The following is a 24126-nucleotide window of genomic DNA, read 5'->3' on the forward strand; positions in this document are numbered from 1 at the left end:
TCCCGTGACTCGAGGGGATCGGTGACGCGGAGGGCGATCCGTGCACTGACGTTGGCACGGAGGTCCGGCCCGACCGTCGAGACAAGTCTCGACGAGCTCGACCACCGTCTTGCGTGCTCAGGCCTGGGCGAAGAACGTCCGCAGGTCCTGCACCACCAGCTCCGGAACCTCCAGGGCCGCGAAGTGGCCGCCCTTCGGGTACTCGGCCCAGTGCTCGATGCGCGCGTTGTCCCGCTCGGCGAACGCCCGGATGGTCTGGAAGTCGTCGGCGAAGACGGCAACGCCGATCCGGCCGGTGCTCACCACGGGCTCCGCGCCCGTACGCAGCTCGGTGTAGTGGTAGCGCACTGCCGTCGCGGAGGTGTTGGTGAGCCAGTAGAGGCTGGCCTGGGCGAGCACCTGGTCGCGGGAGACGAGGCTGGTGCCGTTGCCGAAGTTCTCGAACAGCTCGCTGTACGCGAGCTGTGCCACTGGCGAGTCGCTGAGCCCGGCGGCGATCGTCTGGGGCCGCGAGCCGTTCATCGCGTTGTACCCGCCCACGCTCTGGAACCACTGCATGTGTCCGAGGGCGGCGAACTCCTTGGGGCCGAACCCGTCCATCTCGCCCTCCGCGCCGGAGGGGAACGAGAAGAGCTGCAGCACGTGCGCGCCGAGGAAGCCCTCCGGGTCGAGGATCGCCAGCTCGCGCCCGATCATGGCACCGCCGTCGCTGCCGTGGATGCCGTAGGAGTCGTAGCCGAGCTGCCGCATCAGCGTGTCGAAGGTGCGGGCGACGCGGGCCATGGTCCAGCTCCCGCCGTCGGTCGGCTCGCTCAGCGGGGTGCTGAAGCCGAAACCGGGGGTGGACGGGACCACCACGTTGAACGCGTCCTCTGCCCGGCCGCCGTGCGCCACCGGGTCGGTGAGGGGCCCGATCATGTCGAGGAAGTCGAGGAACGAGCCCGGGTAGGTGTGGGAGAGGAGCAGGGCCGGCGCCCCCGGCTCTGCCGAGCGGACGTGGAGGAAGTGCACGTTCTGGCCGTCGATCTCGGTGATGAACTGCGGGAAGGAGTTGGCGCGCTCCTCGACCGCGCGCCAGTCGAACTCGGTCCGCCACTGCTCGACGGACTCGCGGAGGTACGACTCGGGCGTCCCGTAGTCCCACGAGTCGCCGGGGGCGGCCGGGGCGAACCGGGTGCGGGCGAGGCGGTCCGCGAGGTCGTCGAGGTCGGCCTGCGGGATCTCGATCCGGAAGGGGCGGATGTCGGCGGCGGTGTTGTCCTGGGTGTTCTGCGTGGTCTCCATGTCTCAGACATTACGAGCAGTTCAGGAACCGTTCGTTCCTCTATTCTCGTATTAGTGGAGTAACTTCTCGGACAAATTAGTGCCAGTTGGAAGGAGCCGCGATGAGCACGACGGCGGGGCGCCTGCTCGCCCTCCTCGGCCTGCTGCAGTCCCGCGCCGAGTGGTCGGGGGCCGAGCTCGCCGACCGGCTCGACATCACCGGCCGCACGGTGCGCAACGACGTCGCACGCCTGCGCGAGCTGGGTTACCCCGTCGACAGCGTGCGCGGGCCGGGTGGCCGGTACCGGCTGGGCATCGGCGGCAAGCTCCCCCCGCTGGTGCTCGACGACGACGAGGCGGTCGCGATGGCGGTCGGCCTGCGCTCCGCCAGCGCTGTCGCGGGCATCGAGGAGAGCAGCGCCCGGGCGCTCGGCAAGCTCGAGCACGTGCTGCCCGACCGGCTGCGTCGCCAGGTGGCCGCGCTGCGGGACGCCACGAGCGCCGGACCGGTGAACACGAGCAGCAACGTCGAGGACCCCGCCGTCGACCCCGGGCTGCTCACCGAGCTGGCCGCCGCTATCCGCGACCATCAGGGCCTGCGCTGCTGGTACCGCGAGGCACCACGCGAGATCGAGCCGGCGCGGCTCGTGGCCTGGCAGCGCCGGTGGTACCTGGTGGGGCGCGACGTCGGCTCGGGTCAGTGGCAGCAGTTCCGCGTGGACTGGCTGGAGCTGCGCACACCGGGCGGACGGCGGTTCGTCCCCACCGACCCGCCCTTCGACCTGACCGAGTTCGTGGTTCGCGAGGTGGCCCGGACGGGTTGGGCGGTGCACGCCCGGGTCCTGGTGCACGCGCCTGCCGACGGCGTGCTCGCCCGGATCAACCCTGCAGTGGGCACCGTCGAGCCGGTGGACGACAAGACCTGCGTGCTGGTCACGGGCGGCGACAGCATCGAGACGGTGGCCGTGTGGATCGGGATGCTCGGTCTCGACTTCACGGTGCGGGAGCCGCAAGGCCTGGTCGACCACCTGGCGGCGCTGTCCCGGCGCTACGCGGCGGCGATCGGCGGTTGAACCGGCTCAGCCGCGCGTGGCGCGGCCCTGCTCGATGACGGTGGTGAGCCGGTCGCGGGTCTCTGCCAGCTCGCGCATGCGCTCGTCGATCCGGTCGCGCTCGGTGGCGAGCAGCTCGAGCATGCTCGTCGAGGCCATGCCCGAGTCCATGCACGGCATGATGTCGCGCACCGCCTTGCTGTTGAGACCGGCGGCGTACAGCAGCTGGATCAGCCGGACGCGGTCGACGGCGTCCTCCGTGTAGTAGCGCTGGTCCGAGGGGGAGCGCTCCGAGGTCAGCAGGCCCTGCTCCTCGTAGTAGCGCAGCGCGCGGACGCTCACGCCGGCCTGTCCGGCGAGCTCGCCGATCCGCATCATCTCGCCGGTCCGCGCCATCGTGTGCCCCCATGCCATGTGCCTCAGCCAGTGCCTCAGCCAGTGCCTCAGCCAGTGCCTGTGCCTCTGACGTCAGTGTCAGATCTTACGGTGCAGATCCCCACACAGCGTCCGCGCTCATCTGTGACCGCGGGTGCGCTCATCTGTTAATCTGGCCGGACGTTCAACGGAGTCTGAAGGGCGGCGGAGGAGCACGATGACGGCACTCGACGAAGAGACCGTGGGCGGCCTGGCGGCGTCCGCGCCGAGCGGCGCGGAGCTGGTGGTCCCCACCTACGACCGGTCCCGGCTGACCACCGGGATCGTCCATCTCGGGGTGGGCGGCTTCCACCGGGCGCACCAGGCGATGTACCTGGACCGGCTCATGTCCGAGGGCAAGGCGCTCGACTGGGCGGTCTGCGGCGTCGGCGTGCTGCCCAGCGACGTCCGGATGCGCGACGCGCTCGCCGCGCAGGACGGCCTCTACACGATGGTGCTCAAGCACCCGGACGGACGCCTGGAGGCGCGCGTCATCGGGTCGATCAAGGAGTACCTGCTGGCGCCCGACGACCCGGAGGCCGTGCTCGAGAAGATGGCCTCGCCCGAGGTGCGCATCGTCTCGCTCACGGTCACCGAGGGTGGGTACAACATCCACCACGTGACCGGCGAGTTCGACCTGGACAACCCGGCGGTCGCCGCCGACCTGGCCGACGGCGCCGTCCCCACGACGACGTTCGGGCTGGTCACCGAGGCCCTGCGCCGCCGGCGGGACCGGGGAGTGCCGCCGTTCACCGTGATGAGCTGCGACAACATCCAGGGCAACGGCGAGGTCGCGCGGCGCGCGTTCACTACGTTCGCCCGCGCCAAGGACGCGGACCTCGCGGCCTGGATCGAGGAGAACGTCGCGTTCCCGAGCTCCATGGTCGACCGGATCACGCCGGTCACCACGGACGCCGACCGCACGCTGGTGGCCGAGCGCTTCGGCATCGACGACGCCTGGCCCGTGGTGGCCGAGCCGTTCGAGCAGTGGGCGCTCGAGGACAGCTTTCCCACGGGGCGGCCCCCGTTCGAGGACGCCGGCGTGCAGGTGGTGTCCGACGTCGAACCGTACGAGCTCATGAAGCTGCGCCTGCTCAACGCGAGCCACCAGGCGCTGTGCTACGTCGGCTACCTGTCCGGTTACCGGTACGCGCACGAGGTGGCGGGCGAGGAGATGTTCGCCCGGTTCCTGCTCGGCTACATGGACGACGAGGGGACGCCGACGCTCGAACCCGTGCCCGGCATCGACCTCGACCTGTACAAGCGCACGCTCATCGAGCGCTTCGCCAACCCGCACGTGGCCGACACCCTCGCGCGGCTGTGCGCCGAGTCGTCGGACCGCATCCCGAAGTGGCTGCTGCCCGTGGTCCGGTACCACCTCGCCAACGACGGGCCGATCGAGCACGCGGCGCTCGTCGTCGCGTCCTGGGCCCGGTACGACGAGGGTGTGGACGAGGCCGGCGAGCCCATCGAGATAGTCGACAGGCTCGCCGACCGGCTGCACCAGGCGGCGCTCGCGCAGCGGACCGACCCGCTCGCGTTCCTCCGCGACCGCGAGGTGTTCGGCGACCTGGTCGACGACGGGCGGTTCACGGCCGCCTACACGGCCGCGCTGTCGTCCCTGCACGAGAAGGGCGCCCGCGCCACGGTCGAGGCACTGGTCTCCCGGACCTAGGGGTCAGCCGAGCAGGGACTCGAGGGCCGTGGCTGCCGCGTCGTCCATCACCAGGGTGTTGGCGATGCCGCCGCGTACCGCGGCCACCAGGCCCGGTGCGACGGCGGCGCCGTAGCCGATCGCGATCACCTGCGGCGTCGCGGCGAGCTGTTCGAGCGTCACGCCCACCACACGCTCGTCGAGGCTGGTGCGGACGGGGCGGCCCTCGGCGTCGAACAGGCGGCCCGAGCACTCGGCGATGACTCCCGCCTTGGTGGCCGCCTGCTGCTCCTCGGTGCTGATCTGCGGGAACACCGTGGAGGTGCGTTCGGACCAGTGGCCGATCGCGACGACCGCGACGTCCAGGTGGTCGGCCCGCGCCAGCGCGTCGGCGATCTCCGGCTGCCGGCGCATGCCCGCGGCGGTGGCGGCGTCTGCCACGAGGAGCGGCGACCAGACCGGCCACGTCCGCACGCCGGGCATCTGGGCGAACGTGCTGATGAGTGCCAACGAGTTGCCGCTGCCCTCGACGGGCAGCGCCCCGACGAGCTGGACGACGTCGCACTGCGGCAGCCGGCCGATGTGCCGCACCGCAGCCTCTACCGTGCGCGACCACGAGACGCCGACCGTCGCGCCCTCGGCGATGTGCTCGCGCGCGGTGCGGGCGAGCTCGACCGCGACGTTCTCCCGGGTGGCCGCGGTGTTCTCGCCGCTGGCGGCGATGAGGATCTCGCGCAGCCCGAGGTGTGCGGCGAGGCGGGCGCCGCGTTCGCCGTCGGCCCGGGGCGGCGTGATCTCTATGCGGACCACTCCCTCGTCCCGGGCCTGCGCGAGCAGGCGCGCCACCTGGAAGCGGGAGATGCCGCGGTGGCGCGCGATCTCCACCTTCGACTTGCCGTCGAGGTAGTAGTCGGTGCTCACCTCGACCATGAGGTTCGAGATGAGGTTCGAATCGGGATGGGTCACCTGCGTCCTCACTCCCGCAGGCGTCAGCGGGGAACATTTGAGCGACTGTCGGGGGAGGCCTTGCTCACCTGAGCATACCGAACTACGCTGCGGATGCAGATGAGCAAGTCATGGTCTCAAATGAGCGCGGCATGGATGCCGTGCCGACCAAGAGGGCGAGGAGAGGACGAGGATGTTCCGACCTCCGAGGGGTACTTCGGTGCGAGCGAGGCTGACGGCCGCCACGGCCGCCGTCGCGCTGGCCCTGACCGGCTGCGCCGGGGCGGGCGCCGTGAGCGGCGGTGACGGCGAGCAGATAGTCGTGGCCATCGTGTCCAACCCGCAGATGCAGGACGCGATCTCGCTGCAGGACGAGTTCCGCGCCGCCCACCCGGGCGTCGACGTGCGGTTCGTGTCGCTGCCCGAGAACGAGGCCCGCGCCAAGATCACGGCGTCGGTGGCGACCGGCGGCGGTGAGTTCGACGTCGTCATGATCTCCAACTACGAGACGCCCATGTGGGCAGAGAACGGCTGGATCGAGAACCTGCAGCCGTATATCGAGGCCACCGACGGGTACGACGCCGAGGACTTCGTCCCCAGCGTCCGCGAGGCCCTCTCGCACGACGGCGACATGTACTCGGTGCCGTTCTACGGGGAGTCGTCGTTCCTGGCCTACCGCACCGACCTGTTCGAGCAGGCGGGCCTCGAGATGCCCGCGAACCCGACGTGGGACGAGGTGCGCGAGCTGGCGGCCGAGCTGAACGCTCCCGAGGAGGACTTCTCCGGCATCTGCCTGCGCGGCCTGGCCGGCTGGGGCGAGGTGATGGCCCCGATGACCACCGCTATCAACACGTTCGGCGGCGGCTGGTTCGACGAGGACTGGAACGCCACGCTCGACTCCCCGGAGTCCCGTGAGGCCATCGAGACCTACATCGACACGCTGCAGACCTCCGGCCAGCCGGGCGCCGCGACGTCCGGCTTCGGCGACTGCCTCACCCGCTTCGCCCAGGGCCAGTCGGCCATGTGGTACGACGCGACCTCCATGGTCTCCTCGGTCGAGGACCCCGCGTCGTCGACGGTGGCGGGCAAGGTGGGCTACGCCCCCGCACCTGTCGCCGAGACCGAGTCGGCGGGCTGGCTCTACAGCTGGTCGCTGGCTATCCCGTCGACGAGCGAGCACAAGGACGCCGCCTGGGACTTCGTCTCCTGGATGACGGACAAGGAGTACATCAAGCTGGTCGGCAACCAGATCGGCTGGGAGCGGGTGCCGCCGGGCAGCCGGCTGTCCACCTACGAGCTCCCGGAGTACGCGGAGGTCTCCGAGGCCTACGCGGAGGCCACGCTCGACTCGATGAACGGGGCAACGCAGCAGGGCGCGATGACCCACGAGGTGCCGTACCCCGGCATCCAGTTCGTCGGGATACCCGAGTTCCAGGACCTCGGCACACGTGTGGGCCAGCAGATGTCCGCCGCGATCGCCGGGCAGATCTCCGTGGACGAGGCCATCGCGCAGTCCCAGCGGTACGCCGAGACGGTGGCGGAGACCTACCAGGCAGAGGAGGGGCAATGAGCACCTCGACCATCGACCGGCTCGAAGGCTCGCGCCGGGCGGCGCGCAGCGAGGCGTCGTCGCGGCCGATCAGCCGTGCGGAGGCCTGGCGCCGTCGTGGCCCGCTGCTGCCCGCGCTGATCTTCACGGTCATCGTCACGCAGCTGCCGTTCCTGCTGACCATCTGGTACTCGCTGCACTCGCGGAACCTGCTGCGGCCCGAGTCCGACCTGTTCGTGGGCCTGGGGAACTACCTCGACATCGCGCGCGACTCGACGTTCCGCCAGACCGCGCTGAACTCGGTGGTCATCACCCTCGGCTGCGTGCTGGTCGCGATGGTCCTCGGAATCGTGCTCGCGCTGCTGCTGGACCGCCCGTTCCTCGGGCGCGGCGTGGCGCGCACCATGCTCATCACGCCGTTCCTGGTGATGCCCGTGGCGACGTCGGTGCTCTGGTCCATCGCGCTGCTGAACCCGACGTACGGCCTGTTCAACTGGGCCCTCGGCCTGTTCGGCATCGAGGCGGTCGACTGGACGTCGACCTACCCCGTGATCGCGATCCTGATGGCCCTGGTGTGGCAGTGGACGCCGTTCATGATGCTGCTCGTGCTCGCCGGCCTGCAGGCCCAGCCGAAGGACGTGCTCGAGGCGGCCTCCGTCGACGGCGCGGGCACGTGGCTCACCTTCCGGCTGATCACGCTGCCGCACCTGCGCCGGTACATCGAGCTGGGCGTGCTGCTCGGGATCATCTACGTGGTCAACACGTTCGACCAGATCTACCTGATGACGGCGGGCGGGCCGGGTACGGCCAGCGCCAACCTGCCGTTCTACATCTACCAGCGTGCGTTCCTCGGGTTCGACGTCGGACAGGCCGCCGCCATGGGTGTCGTCGTCGTGATCGCCACGATCATCGTGGCCTCCGCCGCGCTGCGCCTGATCTTCCGCAGCTTCGAAGTGAAGGAGTGACCATGTCTGTCGCTACTCCCGTGGCCACCTCGCGCACGTCCGATGCCCGGCGCGAGACGAAGCGCCGCGTCTCCGGTGGCTTCCTGACCACTCTCACCTGGCTGCTCGCCATCGGGTTCTTCTTCCCGGTCGCCTGGATGGCAATGACGGCGTTCAAGCAGGAGAACCAGGCTGCCTCCGACCCGCCGACGTGGTTCTTCACGCCGACCCTCGACCAGTTCCGGGCGGTGCTCGAGGGCGGCACGATGGTCTACGTGGGCAACTCGGTGATCGCTACCGGAATCTCCACGGTCCTGGTGCTGCTGCTCGGCGTGCCGGCTGCGTACGCGCTCTCGATCCGGCCCGTGCAGAAGGTCAGCGACGTGCTGTTCTTCTTCATCTCCACCAAGATGCTCCCGGTGGTGGCCGTGATCGTGCCCATCTACGTGATCGCCGGCCAGCTCAAGGTGCTCGACAACATCTGGACCCTCGTGGTGCTGTACACCGCGATGAACCTGCCGATCGCGGTATGGATGATGCGGTCGTTCTTCATCGAGGTGCCCGGCGAGGTGCTCGAGGCGGCGTCGATAGACGGTGCGGGCCTGATGCGCACCATGCGGTCCGTGCTGCTGCCGATGGTGGCGCCCGGCATCGCGGCGACGGCGCTCATCTGCGTGATCTTCGCCTGGAACGAGTTCTTCTTCGCGCTCAACCTGACGGCGTCCCAGGCGGCGACCGTGCCGGTGCTCATCGTGTCGACCATGACGAGCGAGGGCCTGTTCCTCGCCCGGCTCAGCGCGGCGGCCCTCCTGGCGTCGCTTCCCGTGATCCTGGCGGGCTGGATCGCCCAGAAGCAGCTGGTCCGCGGCCTGTCGATGGGCGCGATCAAGTAGCCCTGGCCAGATTTCACCCGGAATTTACGCAATTTGACCCAAGTTGGGGGGTTCGCGTGGAAGTGTGACCGGCGCACCGTCGCCCGCAGGGGGTCGCGGGCCGATTCACACGGAGGACGACGATGCGCACACGTCTCGGACGGGCTTGGGGGAGCGGACTCTCCGCACTCGTTGTTGCTGCCGGAGTGCTGGTGGCGCCGGGCGCCGTCGCGCAGGAGGACGCCACGCAGACCGTGGCCGCCATCCCGGCCGGTTACTACGACGGCACAGCGGGCCTCTCGGGCGAGGCCCTGAAGTCCGAGCTCAACGACATCATCAGCCCGAGCACCCGGCTGTCGTACAGCCAGGTGTGGACCGCGCTGATGGTCACAGACCAGGACCCCGCCAACTCCAACAACGTGATCCTGCTGTACGGCGGCCAGTCGCGTGCGAAGAGCCTCAACGGCGGCGACGTCGGCGACTGGAACCGTGAGCACGTGTGGGCCCAGTCGCACGGCAACTTCGGCACGGCGGCCGGCATCGGCACCGACCTGCACCACCTGCGGCCCGAGGACGTGCAGGTGAACGGCATCCGCGGCAACAAGGACTTCGACAACGGCGGCAGCGCCGTCAGCGGTGCGCCGGGAAGCCTCACCGACTCGAACTCCTTCGAGCCCCGCGACGCGGTCAAGGGCGACGTCGCGCGCATGATCCTCTACATGGCGGTGCGCTACGAGGGCGAGGAGGGCTTCGTCGACCTGGAGACCAACGACTCGGTCACCAACGGGTCGGTCCCGTTCCACGGCAGGCTCTCGGTGCTGCTGGACTGGAACAACGAGGACCCGGTGTCGGCGTTCGAGGCCAACCGGAACGACGTCATCTACGAGGACTACCAGGGCAACCGCAACCCGTTCATCGACCACCCGGAGTGGGCGGACGCGATCTGGGGCTGACCCTCGCCTGACGTGCCCGGCCCCGGTGACGCCGTCGTGCCATCGGGGCCGGGTACGTCGGCGTGTCGGGACGTCTCCAGCTGGCGATAAGTTCACGCCCTCGGCGTATGGCCGGAGCCCGCTGCGCTCACTACTCTGGAGAAGAAGGCTTGCCACCGTTCCGCGCAGGCAGGGCACCGGGCAGGCGACTCGCTCTGAGGGCCGGAGGGTCAGCGTGTCGAACGAACACAAGTCAGCCGAGCGCAAGTCAGAGCCGCGGGTCCCGCCGCGGTGGTTCGTCCGCACCGTGTGGGGGCTGCATCGCGGCCTGTACCGGATCACGGCGGGCCGGGTAGGGCTCCGCGAGCCGCGCGGACGCAGCTGGGGAACGCTGCGCCTGACGACCACCGGGCGCAGCACCGGGTGCGAGCACAGCGTGATCCTCGCGTACGTCGAGGACGGCCCCGACCTCGTCTGCCTGGCGATGAACGGCTGGGCCGACGGCGAACCGTCCTGGTGGCTCAACCTGCAGGTGCACGCCGAGGCAACGGTGGACCTGGCCGACGGGTCCCGGTTCGTGCAGGCGCACGCCGCGCAGGGCATCGAGAGGGAGCACCTCTGGGCCAGGTGGCAGGAGGTCGACGCGAACCTGGACGCCTACGCAGCGCTCCGGTCGTCCGAGACCGCGGTGGTCGTCCTGCGACCGCGGCCCGAGCCCCGGCGGTTGTCATAGCGTCGCGGTCGCTACCGGCTCCTCCTGTCCGTCGACGGTGATCTCGATGCGGTCGACCTCGGTCAGCGGTACCGACGACGACGCGTCCAGGTCCGTCGCCGTACCGCCCGACCACGACCAGGTCCCCGCAACGGTGCGCGCTCCGTCCTGGCCGACCAGCACGAGCTCGAACATGACCGGCTCCGGCGGCGTGTAGTCGGGATCCGGCTGCTCCCCGGGCTCGGGTGGGTAGTGGCAGCTCCACTCGAGGCTCGTACCCCAGTCGGTGGGTGTGACGACCAGCTCGGCGCGCATCCTGGCGTCGCCCACCGGGAGCAGCTCGATGGTGCGCGCACTGGCCACGGTGGCCGACGTCCGCGCCGTGGACACAGCGTCCGGCGGCCCGAACAGGCCGTTGTCGGCGAGCGTCGAACCGCCGACCGCTCCGGCGACCACCAGGGCCGCCGCCGCGACCGCCAGCAGCGACCGGCGTCGGGTGCGGGACCTGCGGGCCGCGCCGGCGAGGCTCGTGATCGAGACCACTGGCGCGAGCTCGGGTTCGACGTCGTACGGGACCGGCCCGCCGTCGTCGGGCAGACCTGCCGCGGGTACCTCGGCGACGAGCGCCTCCGCGTGCCCCGCCGTCAGCGTGCTGAGCAGGCCTGGCATGCCGGCGAGCTCGGCGACGGCGGCGCGGCACGTGGCGCACTCGGCAAGATGCCGCTCGTAGACGCGCCGGTCGCTCGGGCTCAGGGCACCGAGCACGTACGCCGCGTCCCACTCGGCGTACTGGTCGCCGCCGTGTCCTCCCTCTGCCGGGATCATGAGGTAACTCCTTTCTCCTGCAGGGCCAGGCGCAGCGCGCGCAGCCCGTAGTGCAGACGCGACTTCACGGTGCCGGGCGCGATGCCCAGCTCGGTCGCGAGCTCGGCCACCGAGCGGCCGCCGTAGTAGGCGCCCACGACGACCGCTCGGTGCGCCGGCGAGAGTGACACCAGCGCGTCGGCGACGAGCCACGAGTCGAGCACGGCCTGGGTCGTGTCCCGTTCCTCGCGGTCCGGAACGTGACCCGTGGCCCGCTCGCGGGTGCGCCGGGCGCTGCGGAGGTGGTCGACCGAGAGGTTGCGCGCGACCGTGAACAGCCACGCGCGCACCGATTCCTCCGAGCGTTCGAGGACCTCGGGGTGCCGCCACGCGCGCAGCAGGGTCTCCTGCACGACGTCGCGCGCCTCCTCCTCGTCGCCCGTGCGGCGCACGACGTACCGGTACAGCGCACCGGCGTGCGTGTCGTGCACCGCGGCGAGGAGCTGGTCCTCGGCGCCCGCGGGCGGGTCACCTGTGGTCACGGTCCCGTCGCCTCCGGGTGTCGGTTACTGTCCGGGCTGCAGCTGCAGCGAGAACTCGATGCTGCCCTCATTTTCCACCGTCACGAACCCGAGCGACGGGGCTTCGACGTCGAAGTCGGCAAACGTGATCGGGATGCTGCCGATGACCTGCACGGGGTCGCCGCTGGTCGCGTCGCCCGCGACCTCCGCCTCGAACGTGGCGGACTGCGTGACGCCGTGGACGGTGAGGTCGCCCGTGAGCTCGACCGCGGTGGCGCCCTCTTCGATCGCCGCCGGCTCGGTGAGCTCGAACGTCGCGGTGGGGAACTCGCCGACCTGCAGCGCGGTGTCGCGGAAGTAGGCGTCACGGGGTGCCTCGTCGGTCGCCACGCTCGCCATGTCCACCTCGATGCTCGCCTCGGTGATGGAGCCGTCGGCCACCGTCACCGTGCCGGTCACGTCCTCGGTGCGCCCCGTGACGGTCACGTCCTCGCCGTTCAGCACCTCGTCGAGACGGTACCCGGCGAACGACCCGTCGCTGACGGTCCACGCGCCGGCAGCCGCCTCGGCGTCGGGCAGCGGGACTGCAGACGTCTCCAGGCTCGGCGCGTCGTCCGCCGCCTGGTTCGCCCAGTCCGCGTACAGGCCCGGCCCGAAGATCGCCGCAGCCCCTCCGACCACGACTATCGCCGCACCGACACCGACCGCAACCTTTGTCCCTCTGCGCACGTCCGCCCCTCTCGTTCACAGGCCGACCCGTTGCCGGCCTCTGCCCCTACTACGGGTGAAAGAGGCGATCGGTTCAATCGGGTTCGAAACTGGGGTTGGCCGGGCGGGTCGGGTCAGAGCGAGACCTTGTCGTGGCGGGCGATGCCGAACGTGCAGTGCGGGTAGCGGAGGCCGGAGAAGTACATGTTCGTGTGGGCGATGATCTGCTCGCCGGTGATCCGCACCCCGTCCCACTCGGTGTCCCTGGTGGTGTGACCGTCGCTCACGAGCGTAACGTCGTAGCCGAGCGCAGCGGCCCGCTGCGTGGTGGTCCGCACGCAGAAGTCGGACTGTGCGCCGACGACGACCAGGCGGGTGGCGCCGAGCGAGTCCAGCACGTCGCGGAGATCGGTGTCGGCGAACGAGTCGCGGTACGCCTTGTGGACGAGGGCCTCGCCGGGCTGCGGGGTCAGGCCGTCGGCGAGGGCCCAACCGGGAGTGTCCCGCTCGAGGCGGGGCTCGTGGTGCTGGACCCAGACGACGGCCGCACCCGTGGCTCGGGCGCGCTCGACGAGGGCGGCGGAACGGGCGACGACGCCGTCGGCGTCGAAGCAGCCGCGGACGACGTCGACCTGCAGGTCGATGACGAGGACGACAGAGATCACAGGTACTGGGCCTTTCTGGAGGGGCCGGTACGGGCCGACATGAACACCTGCTCGGCGAAGTGTGTTGCTGTGAGTAGACACTGTCCACTCACAGCAACACGCCTCGTCCGCTGTGGTCTTGCTTCGGAGCGCCTGGCAACGGATCGTCGTCGGCCACGACACGTTCGCGGCGAATAAAATGGGCGGATGCGGATCGGGAGCGTTGAGGACCTGTTCGACGAGCTGGACCGGGTGGTCGCCGAGAGCCGCCGAGGGGACGTGACGAGGGATGCGGCCGACTACTGGACCGCCATGCTCACGCGCGAAGGGCATCCGCTCAACTCCCGCCTCCCGGACGAACCGCTCGTCGACTGGCACGGCCGCGGCCTGCTCGGCGATCTCGACGGCGCCCGGGTGCTCGACGTGGGCTGCGGCAACGGGCGCAACGGTGCGTGGCTCGCGGAGCGGGGCGCCGACGTCGTCGGGGTGGACCTTGCCGCGCCCCTGCTCGACGCCGTCCGGCCCGACCTCCCGGCGTCGATGACGGTGACCGCCCTCGACGTGCTGCGCGACCCGCTGCCGGCCGGGCCGTTCGACGTCGTCTACGACTCCGGATGCTTTCACCACCTGGCGCCGCACCGGCGCATCACCTACCGCGAGCGGATCCTGCCGCTGCTCGCACCCGGCGGGCGCTACGCGGTGGTGGCGTTCGCCCAGGAGAGTCAGCCGAGCCCTCCCGACCGCGAGGTGCTGACGAGCGGCGACCTCGGCGGCGGGATGTCGTTCCTGCTCGGGGACCTGGAGCGGATCTTCGCGCCGCTGCGTCCCGTCGAGGTGCGCCCGGCGCGCGACGACGTCCCGGGAACCTTCGGGGCGGAGTTCCTGAACGCGGGGCTGTTCGAGGCGTGACAACGGCTCGGGGTCCGACGGCGGCCGACGACGGCGCCGCCTGACGGGCCGGCCTAAGCGGCCGGCTCCGCGTACAGGCGCTCCCTGAGCTCGACGAGCTGCTCGGCCGACTCGTCCGGGCTGATCCCGTCCGTGTAGACCGTGGCGGCGGCGACCTCGGCGGCCAGCGGGTCCGCCACCCATTCGGCGATCCAGTCGTGGCCCTCGATGATCCAGTCCTTCCCACGACTCGCTATCGCACGCTCGCGCAGCACCGCTACGGAACGCACCGGGTCAGGGCTGGGCACCAGGTGGACGACGTCGGGCACCGGCGCCAGCGCCCGGCGCACCTGATCGGCGTACTCGGGCCTGGTGAAGCTGGTGTAGCCGGCGCCGAAGGCGATGACCGTGTCCGGGTGGTCCGGCACGGCGCGCTCCACCGCGTGCGCACGGGCGGGCTCCCACTCGCGTTCCGCGGCCACCCAGCCGACCGCCTCGTCCCGTTCGAGGAGCCGGTCCAGGTCCCAGCCGACCTCCGCGCAATAGGACCAGGCGATGTCGTCGAGGTCGACGAACGGGTGCCCGAGGCGCTGTGCGACAAGAGCGCCGAGCGTGGACTTTCCCGCCGCGAGCGGGCCTACGAGGATCATGGACGGCGCTCCCTGGTGAACGGGCGAAATGCCGCCCATTATTGCCCACCGTGCCGAGGCGGCCGCTGTTCGTCGGCCGAGGGGGACCGTAAAGTCCGCACATGCTTCGTACCCGATCAATCGTCAGGGGAGTACTCGCGCTCGCAGCGATCGCTGCGGTGGCACTGGCGCTACCGCTGTTGTCGCTGGCTCTCGACGAGGGCGCGATACCTCCCGCGTCGGCTCTCCCCGCGCTGCCCGAGGGCGCCCGGGTGACCGGTGAGGACATGGGCTGCGGCTCGGGAGGGTGCTGGTTGGAGCTGACGGTTGACGCTCCACAGGGGATGACGGACAAGGAGCTGAAGGCCGAGGTGCTGCCCGACGGTTATGAGTGCGCTTTTCAGGGCGTGTTCGATCTGCGGCGAGTGTGCTCGTGGCCGATGGACACCGAGGCCGGATCGGTGCAGGTCAGCCTGCAATACGAGCGATGGGTGCACTAGGCGTATATGCGACGTGGTTGGCCTGCGGCCCTGACTCGGCGTACCGGGTACGGCGAGTCAGGGCCGCAGGCCAACCAAGTCGCTGACTCGCGGGGAATCGTAAGTCAGGGCCGGCGGAACTCCGCGCGCCAGACCCTGGCGCGGCCGGGCGCGCCCGGGACCTTGAGCTCCTCGATCAGCACGGGCGACAGGCCGTCCTTGCCGAACGCCTCGATCTCCGGCCGGGTCAACGGCCAGGGCGCCGGGTGCGGGTCGTCCCGGTCCCACGGCATCGTGACGTCGCCGTCCTTCGCGGACGCCCAGAGCCGCTCGAACCAGCCGGTCGGGTCGGACGCGTCGGCGTTGCCGAGCCGCGCGGTCTCGGACTGCCAGGAACGGGGTTCGGTCACGGCATCGACCCTAGTCAGGCGGCAGGTTTGCGCACAAGGTACCCCTCGCTAGCGACCGGAGGCGGGCGCCGGCCGGTGGTGGTCGAGGTAGTTCTGCGCGGTGGTGAGGCTGGTCAGGTCGGGCATGCGGTCGAGGTAGACGAGGCCGTCGAGGTGGTCGATCTCGTGCTGGACGACGCGGGCGGTGTAGCCCGTGAACTCCGTGGTGACGGTCTCGCCGGTCGCAGTGGTGCACCGCACGGTGATGCGCTCGGCCCGGGCCGTCAGGCCCAGGTAGCCGGGCACGCTGAAACAGCCTTCCCAGTCGAGGACCGTCGCCTCGGAGCGTTCGACGACGACGGGGTTGAGCAGCTGGATCAGGCCCGTCTCGGGCCGGTCGGGAAAGACGTCGGTCCTCCTGACCTCGACGATCGCGGCTCTGACCGATACGCCGATCTGCGGTGCCGCGAGGCCCGCGCCGTTGAGCTCGCGGAGGCGGGTGACCAGTGTCGCCAGCAGGTCTCCGGCGTCGGCCGCCTCGATCGTCGCCGTGGGCGCCTTGAGGCGCGGGTCGCCGAGCATGACGACGTCGTCGGTGGAACTGCTCATGGATGGTCCCGTTCTTAGGTGACGTCGAAAAAAGTCTCCGGTCGCCCGAGGAACCTCTTCCACAGGGCGACCGACTCCAGCTCTTCCCACCTGCGCTCGGTGATGCCGTGCTCCGTCATCTCGAGGATCTGTGCACCGGGCAGCGCGGCGACCATCGGCGAGTGCGTCGCGTAGATGACCTGTGTCGCGTGCTCGTCCGCGACGTCCTGCAGCCGGTACAGCAGCTGGAGGGTCGACGCGAACGACAGCGGACCCTCGGCCTCGTCCAGGAGGTAGAGGCCTGGCCCGTCGAACCGCCCGAGGATCGCCTGGAGGTAGGACTCACCATGGCTGACCTCCCAGGACGGCTTGTCGCCGTACCCGGGCATCCCTGCGCCGGTCATGTACTCGAGCATCCCGAACGCGGTCTCCGCCCGCAGGTAGAAGCCCTTCGCGTTGCGGTGGGTCATCCCCGAACCGGCACGGGTGCGATCCAGCATGATCGCCTCGCCCAGCGGGCTCATCTCCATGGCGCTGGCGTACTTCCGGCCGCCGTGCCCGCCGCGGACGTCGAGCCCGTATCCCTCGGCGATCGCCTCCAGCAGGGTGGACTTGCCGCTCCCGTTGGCACCGACGAGGACCACGATGCTGCTGTGCAGACGGACCCCCTGAGCAGCCAGGTCAGCGATCGCGGGTATGTTCCACGGCCATGCGCCGTCCTCGACGGCGGCGGGCTTGACGCGGACTCGCTCGATCAGCACGGAGTCAGCGTAACGAGAACTGGCTCGCCTCCAGCAGCACGTCGACCAGCCGCTCGGCGGCGTCCGGGCGTCCGTGCTCGCGGGCGGCCTGGGACATCCGCTCGCGCCGTCCGGCGTCGGAGAGCAGCGGCCTGAGCGCCGCCCGGAGGTCCCTCTCGTGGACCTCGCCCTCCAGGGTGATGGCTGCTCCCAGATCCTGGAGCCGGTGGGCGTTGTGCGCCTGCTCGTTCCCGGCCGCCGAGGCGAGCGGAATCAGGACGGAAGGCTTGCCGAGCGCCGTGAGCTCCGCGATGGTGCCGGCTCCGCTCCGGGAGACGACGACGTCGGCGAGGGCGAGCACGTCCGGCAGCTCGGCGCCGACGAACCCCATGACGCGGTAGCGGGCGGCCTGCTCGGCGGGGAGGTCGGCGGTGCGTTCGAACATGTCCTGGAGGTTGTTCGGCCCGCACTGGTGGATCACGTTCGCGTGCTGGAGGAGCCAGGGCAGCGTCTCGGTGACTACCGTGTTGATCTGGACCGCTCCCTGCGCCCCGCCCGTCACGTACAGGACCGGAAGGTCCGGGTCGAACGAGTCAAGGCCCAGTGCGTCGACGGCCTTGAGCGGCTCCCCGGCCAGCACCTCGGCACGGACCGGGTTACCGGTCACGACTGCCCGCTCGCGCACGCCTTCCGGCAGCAGCTCGAGCGTGGACGGCGAGGACACCGCCACGCGGGTGGCCCGCTTGGCCAGCAGCCGGTTGGCGAGCCCGAGCCGCACGGTCTGCTCGTGCACCACGAGCGGACGGCGGAGCAGGCCCGCGGCGAGCCCGATCGGGACCGCGACATAACCGCCGGTGGACAGGATCACGTCCGGCTTGAAGTCGGCCACGATCGACCTGGCTTGCGCGACGCCGAGCGGGACGCGCGCCATGTCCTTCATGTTGGCCGCCGTCAGCATGCCCAGCGGGTTGCTCGACCGGCGGATCTTGCCCGTGGCCACCGGCACGAAGCGGATGCCCTCGGACTCCGTCACCTTGGCCTCCAGCCCATCGGGAGAACCTGCCCAGAGGACGCTGACCGCCGTGTCCGACTCTGCCAGCCTTGCCTGCAGGGCGCGGAGCGTGGTCAGTGCCGGATAGGTGTGGCCGCCGGTCCCTCCACCGGTGACGAGCAGACGGAACTCGCGTGGGTGTGAACTCACGTAGATCTCCCAGGACGGCGTGGGTGGGGCGCGGGTCAACTGTAGGCGATTTGTGACGGTCCGAGGGTTCGCTGCTGTGGTCCGGTCAGGACACCGGTGCGCTGCTGTGAGCAGAAGCGCCGCCGTCCGCCGAGGGCTCAGCCCTACGCTCAGGTATGACCCGAACCGCTCCGCCCCAGCGCCCAGGGCGCGACGGGGTGCCCGAAGGGCCAGGCACGCCGTCGACGCCGACGAGACGAGAGCCGCTGTTGCGGCACATGCTCGGTGAACGCCTGCGACAGCTGCGTCATCTGCGCGGCGAGACGCTGGACCAGACCGCCCGCCGCGCCGGGATCTCACCGCAGTACCTCTCGGAGATCGAGCGGGGGGTCAAGGAGCCGTCGAGCGAGATGATCGCGGCCATCACCGGTGCGCTGGACGTCACGCTGGTCGACCTGGTCGCCGCCGTCGCCGACCGCCTGGTCGTCGTCCGCGACACCACGCGGCAGCCGACCTGCCAGGCGGCGTTCGCGCTCGCGGCGTGATGCCCGGGCCCGTCGAGGCCCGGGCACCGCACGTCACCGCTGGTCGATCACCTGGTCCAGGAGCCCGTACTCGCGCGCCGCACCGGCCGTGAAGATGCGGTCGCGGTCGGTGTCGGCACGGAGCGTCTCGACGCTCTGACCCGTGTGCCGGGAGAGTGCGATCTCCATGTCCGCGCGGATGCGGACCACCTCGTCGGCCTGCAGGATCAGGTCCGGGATCGCGCCGCGGCCCTGTGCCGCGGGCTGGTGCAGGATGACCCGGGCGTGGGGGAGCGCCGCCCGTCGTCCCTCGGCCCCGGCAGCGAGAAGGACGGCGCCCACCGCTACCGCCTGTCCCACGCAGGTGGTCGCCACCTTGGGCCGGATGTAGCGCATGGTGTCGTAGATGGCCATCCCGGCGCTCGGGTCACCGCCCTCGCAGTTGACGTAGAGCTGGATCTCGCCGTCCGGGTTGCTCGACTCCAGGTGGATCAGCTGGGCGATCAGGGCGTTGGCGACGCCGGCGTCGATGGCGGTGCCGAGGTAGATGATCCGCTCGGAGAGCAGCTGGGAGTAGACGTCCATGATCCGCTCGCCCCGTGGGTGCGACGCGATGACGTTCGGGATGGTGTAGCTGCTCATCGTGCGTCTCCCTCGGCTGCCGCGGTGAATCCGGTTCGCTGACGATCGCGTGGCCTGATGGCCTCGAAGCTCTGCACGATCGTGTCGATGAAGCCGAAGTCGAGAGCTTCCTCGGCCGTGTACCAGTGGTCGTGCAGCGAGTCGTCGAAGATCCGCTCGACCGACTGGCCCGTGTCCTCGGAGATCAGCCGCAGCACCGTGTCGCGGGTGTGCCGCAGGTCGTCCGCCTGCAGCTCGATGTCGACGGCGGTACCCGCGATCCCCGCGGAGCCCTGGTGCATCAGCACCCGTGAGTTCGGCAGGGCCCGGCGCTTTCCCTGGGTGCCCGCCGAGAGCAGGAACTGCCCAGCGCTGTAGGCGATGCCCAGCACGAGCGTGGAGACGTCGTTGGGGATGGTTCGCATGATGTCGCGGATCGCCAGCATCGCCGGCACCGATCCGCCCGGGGAGTGGATCCACAGCTCGATGTCGGTGGCCGGGTCCTCGGTGGCCAGCGCTATCAGCTGTGTCATCAGGAGCGTGCCGTTGTCGTCGTCCAACGGTCCGTCCAGGACGAGGACGCGTCGCTCGTACAGCTCGCGTCGTGAGCTCTCGCCGAACATCGGCGGCTTCGGTGCATCAGTCATGACCTCACCGTGCACCCGGCGACGGGCCCTACGGGGCGGGATCTGCCCAGGGCAGCCCTGCTCTGAGCAGTGCTGCCCAGAGCAGCGGGATCAGCGGGATCAGCGGGATCAGATCCAGCCGCGTTCCTCCGCGAGGAACACTGCCTGCTGCCGGGAGTCCACCGCGAGCTTGCCCAGCACGGCGGAGATGTGGTTGCGCACGGTGCCGGGCGCGAGGGAGAGGGCGCGGGCGATCTGGCCGGTCGTCTCGCCGCGTCGGCCGGCGCGCAGGACGTCGAGCTCGCGGTCGGTCAGCGGTGAGCGTTCGTCGCTGAGCGCGTCGGCGGCGATCTCCGGGTCGACGTAGCGCCCGCCGGCCGCGACGCGGCGGATCACTGCGGCTACCTCGTCCGCGGAGCGGGACTTGGGCAGGAACCCGGCGGCTCCCGAGGCCAGCGCGCGCCGCAGGACGCCGGGTCGGGCGTGGCGGGTGACGATCACGCACCGGGTGGCCAGTGTGCGGTTGAGACGTTCGGTGACCTGCACGCCGTCCAGGTGGGGCATCTCCAGGTCGAGCAGGCAGACGTCGGGCCGCAGGCGTTCCGCGGTGGCGACTGCCTCGGCGCCGTCGGCGCACTCCGCGACGACCTCGATGTCCGGTTCCAGGCGGAGCAGGGCGGCCAGCGCGGAGCGGATCATGCCTTCGTCGTCGGCGAGCAGCACACGGATCATCCGGCAACCTTCCTCTCGGCGATGTCTTGGGCGGGGGCGTCGGCAAGGGCTTCGGTAGGTGCCTCGTCGGGGACGGTGACGACCACGGTGAACGTGCGGTCCTCGCGGTGCACCTCGAGGTTCCCGTCCGCCTCGGCCGCCCGGCGCGCGATCCCGTCCAGCCCGGCGCCGTCCGCGTTCTCGGGTGGGTTGATGGCGACGTCGTTGGAGATCTCGTAGCGCCACGACCCGTCGATGCGGGTCAGCGAGAGGCGGGCCCACTTGCCGCCGCCGTGGCGCAGCACGTTCGTCGTCGTCTCGCGGATGACCGGCCCGAGCGCGGACGCCGGTGCCAGCGACGCGTCCGGGGCCACCGCGGCCTCGACCTTGGTACCCGCTGCGCGCAGCAGGTCGACGGCGTTGGCGAGCTCGTCGCTCAGGGGCACGGAGCGGAAGCGGGTGGCCAGGTCGCGGGTGCCCTGGCGGGCGTCGTCAACGCTGGCGCGTGCGGCGCGCAGCTGTTCCATGCCCGCGTCCGGGTCGCGGGGCATGAGCCGCTCGGCGAGCTCCAGCTGCAGCGCGATGACCTGGAGGTGGTGGCCCTGCAGGTCGTGCACGTCGGTCGCCAGCCGCAGCCGCTCCTGGGTCGCGGCGAGCTTCGCCTCCGAGGCGCGGGCCCGGTCGAGCGCGACCAGGACGTCCCACCACCACAGCGACGAGACGGTGACGGCCGGGAGCAGGATGGCGAAGACGACCAGCTGAAGCCCGCTCGCGCTGTTGCTCTCTCCGGGGAGAAGGCGGAAGTCGATCACCGCCAGCGCGACGAGCAGAGCGGTCGCGGCCAGCACCATCCGTAGGCGCACTCCGGGTGGCCAGTTCAGCAGGATGAGTGCCTGGATCAGCGGGAGCACGCCCGCCACCCACTGCCCGGTGACGAGCCCGGCCACGAGCCCGAACACCGCGGCGGTCAGGAACGGCACGAGGTGGTGCCGCCAGATCACGAGCGGCGCATCAGCCGTCCGACGCCGGTACTCGAGCAGCGGCAGCAGCGTCGCGAGCCACCACAGCAGCGCGCTGACGCAGACGAGGGCGATCACGGCACCACCGAAGCCGGCCTCGACGACGGTGGCCACCGCGAACACGACGATCGCCAGCTCGAAGAACACGACGCTCGAAGAGACGTACCACCAGGTCACGCTGATGCTCCGCGTCAGGCGCAGTGCGCTGCGGGCTTCCACTGCCGCCGACACGGCGGCCGCGGACTCGGGCTGGCTGCTCATCCGGCCAGGTTACGGCCATGACACATGTCATGGATGCGGCGTGCGAAGGACCCGGGAGGCGGTGACAGGCCGACACTTCTGGGCTGCGCGGCCAAGCGGTGGACTGGAGTCAGGACGGGGGACACCCCGACACCCACAACCAGTTCGCAACCGTAGGAGCACACCATGAGCCTCATCGAAATCCTCCAGGACCTCGTCGCGAAGGTACCCGAGCTGCTTCAGCCGGTCATCGTCGCGGCCGCCGGAGCGATCCCCTTCATCGAGGGTGAGGGCGGTGTCGCGATCGGCATCATCGGCGGCATCCACCCAGTCGTCGCCGCGGTCGCCGCGGCGATCGGCAACTTCCTCTGCGTGGCTGCGCTCGTACTGCTCAGCTCTGGCGCTCGCAACGCCGTCGTGACGCGGCACCGGGCGAAGGTCGCCGCACGTGCCGGAGCGTCGGCCGGTGATGAGACCGTCCTGATGACGGCGCCGGCCGGGGAGACTGAGAGCGCGCGGAGCGCCACGCGCAAGGCGAAGTTCCAGCGCTCCTACGAGCGCTACGGCGTCCCGGGTGTGAGCCTGCTCGGCCCGCTCCTGCTGCCCACCCACTTCACGGCCACCATGCTCGCCGCCTCCGGCGTCGGCAAGACCCGCATCCTGATCTGGCAGGCCATCGCTATCGTCGCCTGGACCACCCTCACCGCGCTCATCATCAGCGGCGTCCTCGGGGCCGTCGGCTGATTGCTGAGCTGGTCGGGGGGCGGTTCGTCGGCGCTACCCTGGTCCGGGCCAGGTCTCCCTCGACGTTGGTGGTCCGCTCGGCGGCGGCTGCGCCTTCCGTCGCGGCGTCGTAGTCGTCGGTGGCGTGTCAGCCAGCCTTGAGGAACTCAGGGCGAAGTACCTCGCGCAGCGCGGCGGTGACCGCCGTCAGATCGATCGGTCCGGAGGCGGGCTGTGCCGCCTGGTCGAGGTATTCGAGGATCGCCAGGCGAGCCAGCGTCGACACGGGCAGGTCCCGGTCGGAGGCGATGGTGGCGAGCCTCCGGTACTGGGCATCGGTCAGTCGCACCGACAGGACGCGTGGTGCAGGGCCGGTATCGCGTCGTCGTCCGACGGCGTCCTCGGGCAGCGAGTCGTGCCGGTGGGCTTCGGATTCGTCGGCGACCTCGGTCAACAGTGCTTCGATGTCCGTGTTCTCACTCATTGGTCTTCTCCTCCTGCTTCTCAGCGACGGGCACCGATTCGACGGGCGTGGCTGCGCGCTCGTAGTGACGCTGGTCGGTGTCGTTCGATTTCCATGCGTTAGCGCCCCAGAGCTTGTCACGCTCGCGCACGGTGATGACCGTGATGAGGAAGCCGGCCGTTTCTGACCAACCGATCGTCCGGTCCGAAAGACCTTTGTTGGCGGCAGGATCTGGGCAGAAGATCACGGCTGCCGGGTCGGTGAATGCTTCGTCGGCCCATTCGGGCTCGATATTCGTCTCTCCTGCGGACTCCTTTCTTGCCGATCTGGTCCGGATGTACTCCGCGCGATGCTTCCAGTCCGGCGGTTCAGGTGGGGAGCCTTCTTCGTTCACGTAGTTGAATCTACTACGCGAAGCTCCTAACCGGTAGCGCCGGGCTCATCGTGCTCCCAGCCGCCGGCTGACCTCCTGCGCAGCACGGGTCGCCTGCTCCGCGAGGCCGGCGCGCGCGTTGTCGTCGTAGGAGTCCGAGCGGAACGTCACCGCGAGTCCCGCGACGGGCCGGCCCGTATGGTCGACGACGGCGGCGGCCACCGACGCGAAACCGGCGCTCACCTCGCCGTCCTCCACCGCGAAGCCGCGGGCACGGGCCTCGCGCAACACCGTCCGTAGCTCCCGCAGGGTGCGCGGGCCGGCGCCCGTCAGGTCGGTGAACGACCCCGGCGTCGGGTACAGCGCCCGCACCTGCGCCGGGGGCAGCAGTGCGAGCACGGCCCGGCCGCTGGCGGTGAGGTGGCTCGGGAGGTGGACGTCGACGTCGGTCACCAGGGGCGGGCGGCCTGCCGCCCGCTGCTCCACCAGGTAGAGGACCTCCCGGCCGTTCAGCACCGCGAGGTGCCCGTTCTCGCCTGCCGCCTCCACCAGGCGGGCGACGACCGGGGCGGCCAGGCGCGTGAGCGGCGCCTGCCGGGTGTACGCGCTGCCCAGGCCGAGGGCTGCCACGCCCAGGCCGTAGCGCCGCTCGTCGGGGAAATGCCGCACGAAACCCTCGTCCCGTAGCACCGACAGCAGGTGGTAGACGCTGGAGCGCGGCACCCCGATGCCGTGCGCGATCGCGCCCGCCGGCACCGGCCCGGTCTGCGCCGCGAGGAACGTGAGCAGCCGCGCGGTCGTGCGTGCGGCGGGAACGGTGCTGCTGCCGGCCACTGTCTCCTCCGATGCGATCCGATGCGATCCGATGCGATGCGGTGGTCGGCAATCCGTCAGGCGATCGGTAGTCCGGGCTGCCGAC

Annotated in this window: 30 protein-coding genes; 11 read left to right on the plus strand and 19 right to left on the minus strand. The window is 70.5% G+C overall.

What is annotated here, in order from left to right:
• Nucleotides 1-117 precede the first annotated feature (117 nt).
• On the minus strand, nucleotides 118-1284 hold the full coding sequence (locus AB0F70_RS07280; RefSeq protein ID WP_357445400.1) for an epoxide hydrolase: 1167 nt from the start codon (nucleotides 1282-1284) through the stop codon (nucleotides 118-120).
• 101 nt (nucleotides 1285-1385) lie between these two features.
• Here AB0F70_RS07280 and AB0F70_RS07285 point away from each other — a divergent pair, with 101 nt between their 5' ends.
• Nucleotides 1386-2336 carry a WYL domain-containing protein gene (locus AB0F70_RS07285; RefSeq protein WP_357445403.1) on the plus strand — a complete coding sequence of 317 codons (951 nt, stop codon included), beginning with the start codon at nucleotides 1386-1388 and terminating at the stop codon, nucleotides 2334-2336.
• Nucleotides 2337-2342: 6 nt separating this feature from the next.
• Here AB0F70_RS07285 and AB0F70_RS07290 read toward each other — a convergent pair whose 3' ends face one another.
• A complete protein-coding gene (locus AB0F70_RS07290; RefSeq protein WP_357445406.1) occupies nucleotides 2343-2729 on the minus strand; it encodes a MerR family transcriptional regulator in 387 nt (128 codons plus the stop codon).
• A gap of 178 nt (nucleotides 2730-2907) precedes the next feature.
• Here AB0F70_RS07290 and AB0F70_RS07295 point away from each other — a divergent pair, with 178 nt between their 5' ends.
• Nucleotides 2908-4404: a mannitol dehydrogenase family protein gene (locus AB0F70_RS07295; protein ID WP_357445409.1), complete on the plus strand. Its 1497-nt coding sequence runs from the start codon at nucleotides 2908-2910 to the stop codon at nucleotides 4402-4404.
• A gap of 3 nt (nucleotides 4405-4407) precedes the next feature.
• On the opposite strand, the gene AB0F70_RS07300 is transcribed toward AB0F70_RS07295, so the two are convergent.
• The gene (locus AB0F70_RS07300; RefSeq protein WP_357445412.1) at nucleotides 4408-5349 is read right to left on the minus strand and encodes a sugar-binding domain-containing protein; all 942 of its coding nucleotides are present in this window, start codon (nucleotides 5347-5349) and stop codon (nucleotides 4408-4410) included.
• Nucleotides 5350-5521: 172 nt separating this feature from the next.
• Between AB0F70_RS07300 and AB0F70_RS07305 the strand changes: the two genes are divergently transcribed.
• The 5 genes from AB0F70_RS07305 (at nucleotide 5522) to AB0F70_RS07325 (ending at nucleotide 10358) form a co-directional block, all read left to right on the plus strand.
• A complete protein-coding gene (locus AB0F70_RS07305; RefSeq protein WP_357445415.1) occupies nucleotides 5522-6898 on the plus strand; it encodes a sugar ABC transporter substrate-binding protein in 1377 nt (458 codons plus the stop codon).
• Nucleotides 6895-7842, plus strand: a complete 948-nt coding sequence (locus AB0F70_RS07310) for a sugar ABC transporter permease (RefSeq protein WP_357445418.1) — start codon at nucleotides 6895-6897, stop codon at nucleotides 7840-7842. Before AB0F70_RS07305 ends, AB0F70_RS07310 begins: the two co-directional genes overlap by 4 nt.
• Before the next feature lie 2 nt (nucleotides 7843-7844).
• A complete protein-coding gene (locus tag AB0F70_RS07315; protein ID WP_357445421.1) occupies nucleotides 7845-8714 on the plus strand; it encodes a carbohydrate ABC transporter permease in 870 nt (289 codons plus the stop codon).
• 122 nt (nucleotides 8715-8836) lie between these two features.
• The gene (locus AB0F70_RS07320) at nucleotides 8837-9646 is read left to right on the plus strand and encodes an endonuclease (protein ID WP_357445424.1); all 810 of its coding nucleotides are present in this window, start codon (nucleotides 8837-8839) and stop codon (nucleotides 9644-9646) included.
• Nucleotides 9647-9860: 214 nt separating this feature from the next.
• Entirely contained in the window at nucleotides 9861-10358 is a 498-nt protein-coding gene (locus tag AB0F70_RS07325) for a nitroreductase/quinone reductase family protein (RefSeq protein ID WP_357445427.1), read from the plus strand.
• On the opposite strand, the gene AB0F70_RS07330 is transcribed toward AB0F70_RS07325, so the two are convergent.
• From AB0F70_RS07330 to AB0F70_RS07345, 4 genes are all read right to left on the minus strand, one after another.
• Complete coding sequence (locus AB0F70_RS07330; RefSeq protein ID WP_357445430.1) at nucleotides 10353-11162, minus strand: zf-HC2 domain-containing protein; 810 nt, start codon at nucleotides 11160-11162, stop codon at nucleotides 10353-10355. The two genes, AB0F70_RS07325 and AB0F70_RS07330, sit on opposite strands and share 6 nt — an antisense overlap.
• The gene (locus AB0F70_RS07335) at nucleotides 11159-11683 is read right to left on the minus strand and encodes a sigma-70 family RNA polymerase sigma factor (protein ID WP_357445433.1); all 525 of its coding nucleotides are present in this window, start codon (nucleotides 11681-11683) and stop codon (nucleotides 11159-11161) included. The genes AB0F70_RS07330 and AB0F70_RS07335 overlap by 4 nt, the downstream gene beginning before the upstream one ends.
• 24 nt (nucleotides 11684-11707) lie before the next feature.
• Nucleotides 11708-12391, minus strand: coding sequence for a YceI family protein (locus AB0F70_RS07340; RefSeq protein WP_357445436.1), 684 nt, complete (start codon nucleotides 12389-12391; stop codon nucleotides 11708-11710).
• 113 nt (nucleotides 12392-12504) lie between these two features.
• Nucleotides 12505-13035 (minus strand): cysteine hydrolase family protein, encoded by a 531-nt coding sequence (locus tag AB0F70_RS07345; protein WP_357445439.1) that lies wholly within the window; start codon nucleotides 13033-13035, stop codon nucleotides 12505-12507.
• Nucleotides 13036-13221: 186 nt separating this feature from the next.
• On the opposite strand from AB0F70_RS07345, the gene AB0F70_RS07350 reads away from it, so the two are divergent.
• On the plus strand, nucleotides 13222-13923 hold the full coding sequence (locus tag AB0F70_RS07350) for a class I SAM-dependent methyltransferase (protein ID WP_357445442.1): 702 nt from the start codon (nucleotides 13222-13224) through the stop codon (nucleotides 13921-13923).
• Nucleotides 13924-13976: 53 nt separating this feature from the next.
• On the opposite strand, the gene AB0F70_RS07355 is transcribed toward AB0F70_RS07350, so the two are convergent.
• Nucleotides 13977-14552: a shikimate kinase gene (locus AB0F70_RS07355; RefSeq protein ID WP_357445446.1), complete on the minus strand. Its 576-nt coding sequence runs from the start codon at nucleotides 14550-14552 to the stop codon at nucleotides 13977-13979.
• Nucleotides 14553-14653: 101 nt separating this feature from the next.
• On the opposite strand from AB0F70_RS07355, the gene AB0F70_RS07360 reads away from it, so the two are divergent.
• Complete coding sequence (locus AB0F70_RS07360) at nucleotides 14654-15031, plus strand: hypothetical protein (protein ID WP_357445449.1); 378 nt, start codon at nucleotides 14654-14656, stop codon at nucleotides 15029-15031.
• A 104-nt stretch (nucleotides 15032-15135) separates the two neighbouring features.
• On the opposite strand, the gene AB0F70_RS07365 is transcribed toward AB0F70_RS07360, so the two are convergent.
• The 4 genes from AB0F70_RS07365 to AB0F70_RS07380 are packed head-to-tail and all read right to left on the minus strand — an operon-like array spanning nucleotide 15136 to nucleotide 17928.
• Nucleotides 15136-15420 (minus strand): hypothetical protein, encoded by a 285-nt coding sequence (locus tag AB0F70_RS07365; RefSeq protein ID WP_357445452.1) that lies wholly within the window; start codon nucleotides 15418-15420, stop codon nucleotides 15136-15138.
• 48 nt (nucleotides 15421-15468) lie between these two features.
• Entirely contained in the window at nucleotides 15469-16008 is a 540-nt protein-coding gene (gene def / locus AB0F70_RS07370) for a peptide deformylase (RefSeq protein WP_357445455.1), read from the minus strand.
• 14 nt (nucleotides 16009-16022) lie between these two features.
• A complete protein-coding gene (locus AB0F70_RS07375; protein ID WP_357445458.1) occupies nucleotides 16023-16748 on the minus strand; it encodes a hypothetical protein in 726 nt (241 codons plus the stop codon).
• A gap of 4 nt (nucleotides 16749-16752) precedes the next feature.
• The gene (locus AB0F70_RS07380) at nucleotides 16753-17928 is read right to left on the minus strand and encodes a UDP-N-acetylglucosamine--N-acetylmuramyl-(pentapeptide) pyrophosphoryl-undecaprenol N-acetylglucosamine transferase (RefSeq protein WP_357445461.1); all 1176 of its coding nucleotides are present in this window, start codon (nucleotides 17926-17928) and stop codon (nucleotides 16753-16755) included.
• Between the two features lie 155 nt (nucleotides 17929-18083).
• Here AB0F70_RS07380 and AB0F70_RS07385 point away from each other — a divergent pair, with 155 nt between their 5' ends.
• On the plus strand, nucleotides 18084-18452 hold the full coding sequence (locus AB0F70_RS07385) for a helix-turn-helix transcriptional regulator (RefSeq protein ID WP_357445464.1): 369 nt from the start codon (nucleotides 18084-18086) through the stop codon (nucleotides 18450-18452).
• 33 nt (nucleotides 18453-18485) lie between these two features.
• Here AB0F70_RS07385 and AB0F70_RS07390 read toward each other — a convergent pair whose 3' ends face one another.
• From AB0F70_RS07390 to AB0F70_RS07405, 4 genes are all read right to left on the minus strand, one after another.
• On the minus strand, nucleotides 18486-19073 hold the full coding sequence (locus AB0F70_RS07390) for an ATP-dependent Clp protease proteolytic subunit (protein ID WP_357445467.1): 588 nt from the start codon (nucleotides 19071-19073) through the stop codon (nucleotides 18486-18488).
• The gene (locus tag AB0F70_RS07395) at nucleotides 19070-19699 is read right to left on the minus strand and encodes an ATP-dependent Clp protease proteolytic subunit (RefSeq protein ID WP_357445470.1); all 630 of its coding nucleotides are present in this window, start codon (nucleotides 19697-19699) and stop codon (nucleotides 19070-19072) included. The genes AB0F70_RS07390 and AB0F70_RS07395 overlap by 4 nt, the downstream gene beginning before the upstream one ends.
• 108 nt (nucleotides 19700-19807) lie before the next feature.
• Nucleotides 19808-20410, minus strand: coding sequence for a response regulator transcription factor (locus tag AB0F70_RS07400; protein ID WP_357445473.1), 603 nt, complete (start codon nucleotides 20408-20410; stop codon nucleotides 19808-19810).
• Entirely contained in the window at nucleotides 20407-21669 is a 1263-nt protein-coding gene (locus tag AB0F70_RS07405; protein ID WP_357445476.1) for a histidine kinase, read from the minus strand. Before AB0F70_RS07405 ends, AB0F70_RS07400 begins: the two co-directional genes overlap by 4 nt.
• 165 nt (nucleotides 21670-21834) lie before the next feature.
• Between AB0F70_RS07405 and AB0F70_RS07410 the strand changes: the two genes are divergently transcribed.
• Nucleotides 21835-22392: a small multidrug efflux protein gene (locus AB0F70_RS07410; RefSeq protein ID WP_357445479.1), complete on the plus strand. Its 558-nt coding sequence runs from the start codon at nucleotides 21835-21837 to the stop codon at nucleotides 22390-22392.
• A 127-nt stretch (nucleotides 22393-22519) separates the two neighbouring features.
• Here AB0F70_RS07410 and AB0F70_RS07415 read toward each other — a convergent pair whose 3' ends face one another.
• Genes AB0F70_RS07415 through AB0F70_RS07425 form a run of 3 tightly spaced genes read right to left on the minus strand, consistent with a single transcriptional unit; the run spans nucleotide 22520 to nucleotide 24041 of the window.
• Nucleotides 22520-22855, minus strand: a complete 336-nt coding sequence (locus AB0F70_RS07415; protein ID WP_357445482.1) for a hypothetical protein — start codon at nucleotides 22853-22855, stop codon at nucleotides 22520-22522.
• Nucleotides 22848-23228 (minus strand): hypothetical protein, encoded by a 381-nt coding sequence (locus AB0F70_RS07420; RefSeq protein WP_357445485.1) that lies wholly within the window; start codon nucleotides 23226-23228, stop codon nucleotides 22848-22850. The genes AB0F70_RS07415 and AB0F70_RS07420 overlap by 8 nt, the downstream gene beginning before the upstream one ends.
• A gap of 45 nt (nucleotides 23229-23273) precedes the next feature.
• Nucleotides 23274-24041, minus strand: a complete 768-nt coding sequence (locus AB0F70_RS07425; RefSeq protein WP_357445488.1) for an IclR family transcriptional regulator — start codon at nucleotides 24039-24041, stop codon at nucleotides 23274-23276.
• Between the last annotated feature and the right edge of the window lie 85 nt (nucleotides 24042-24126).

Origin of the sequence: Promicromonospora sp. NPDC023805 (genome assembly GCF_040639635.1) — a bacterium.
GTDB lineage: Bacteria > Actinomycetota > Actinomycetes > Actinomycetales > Cellulomonadaceae > Promicromonospora.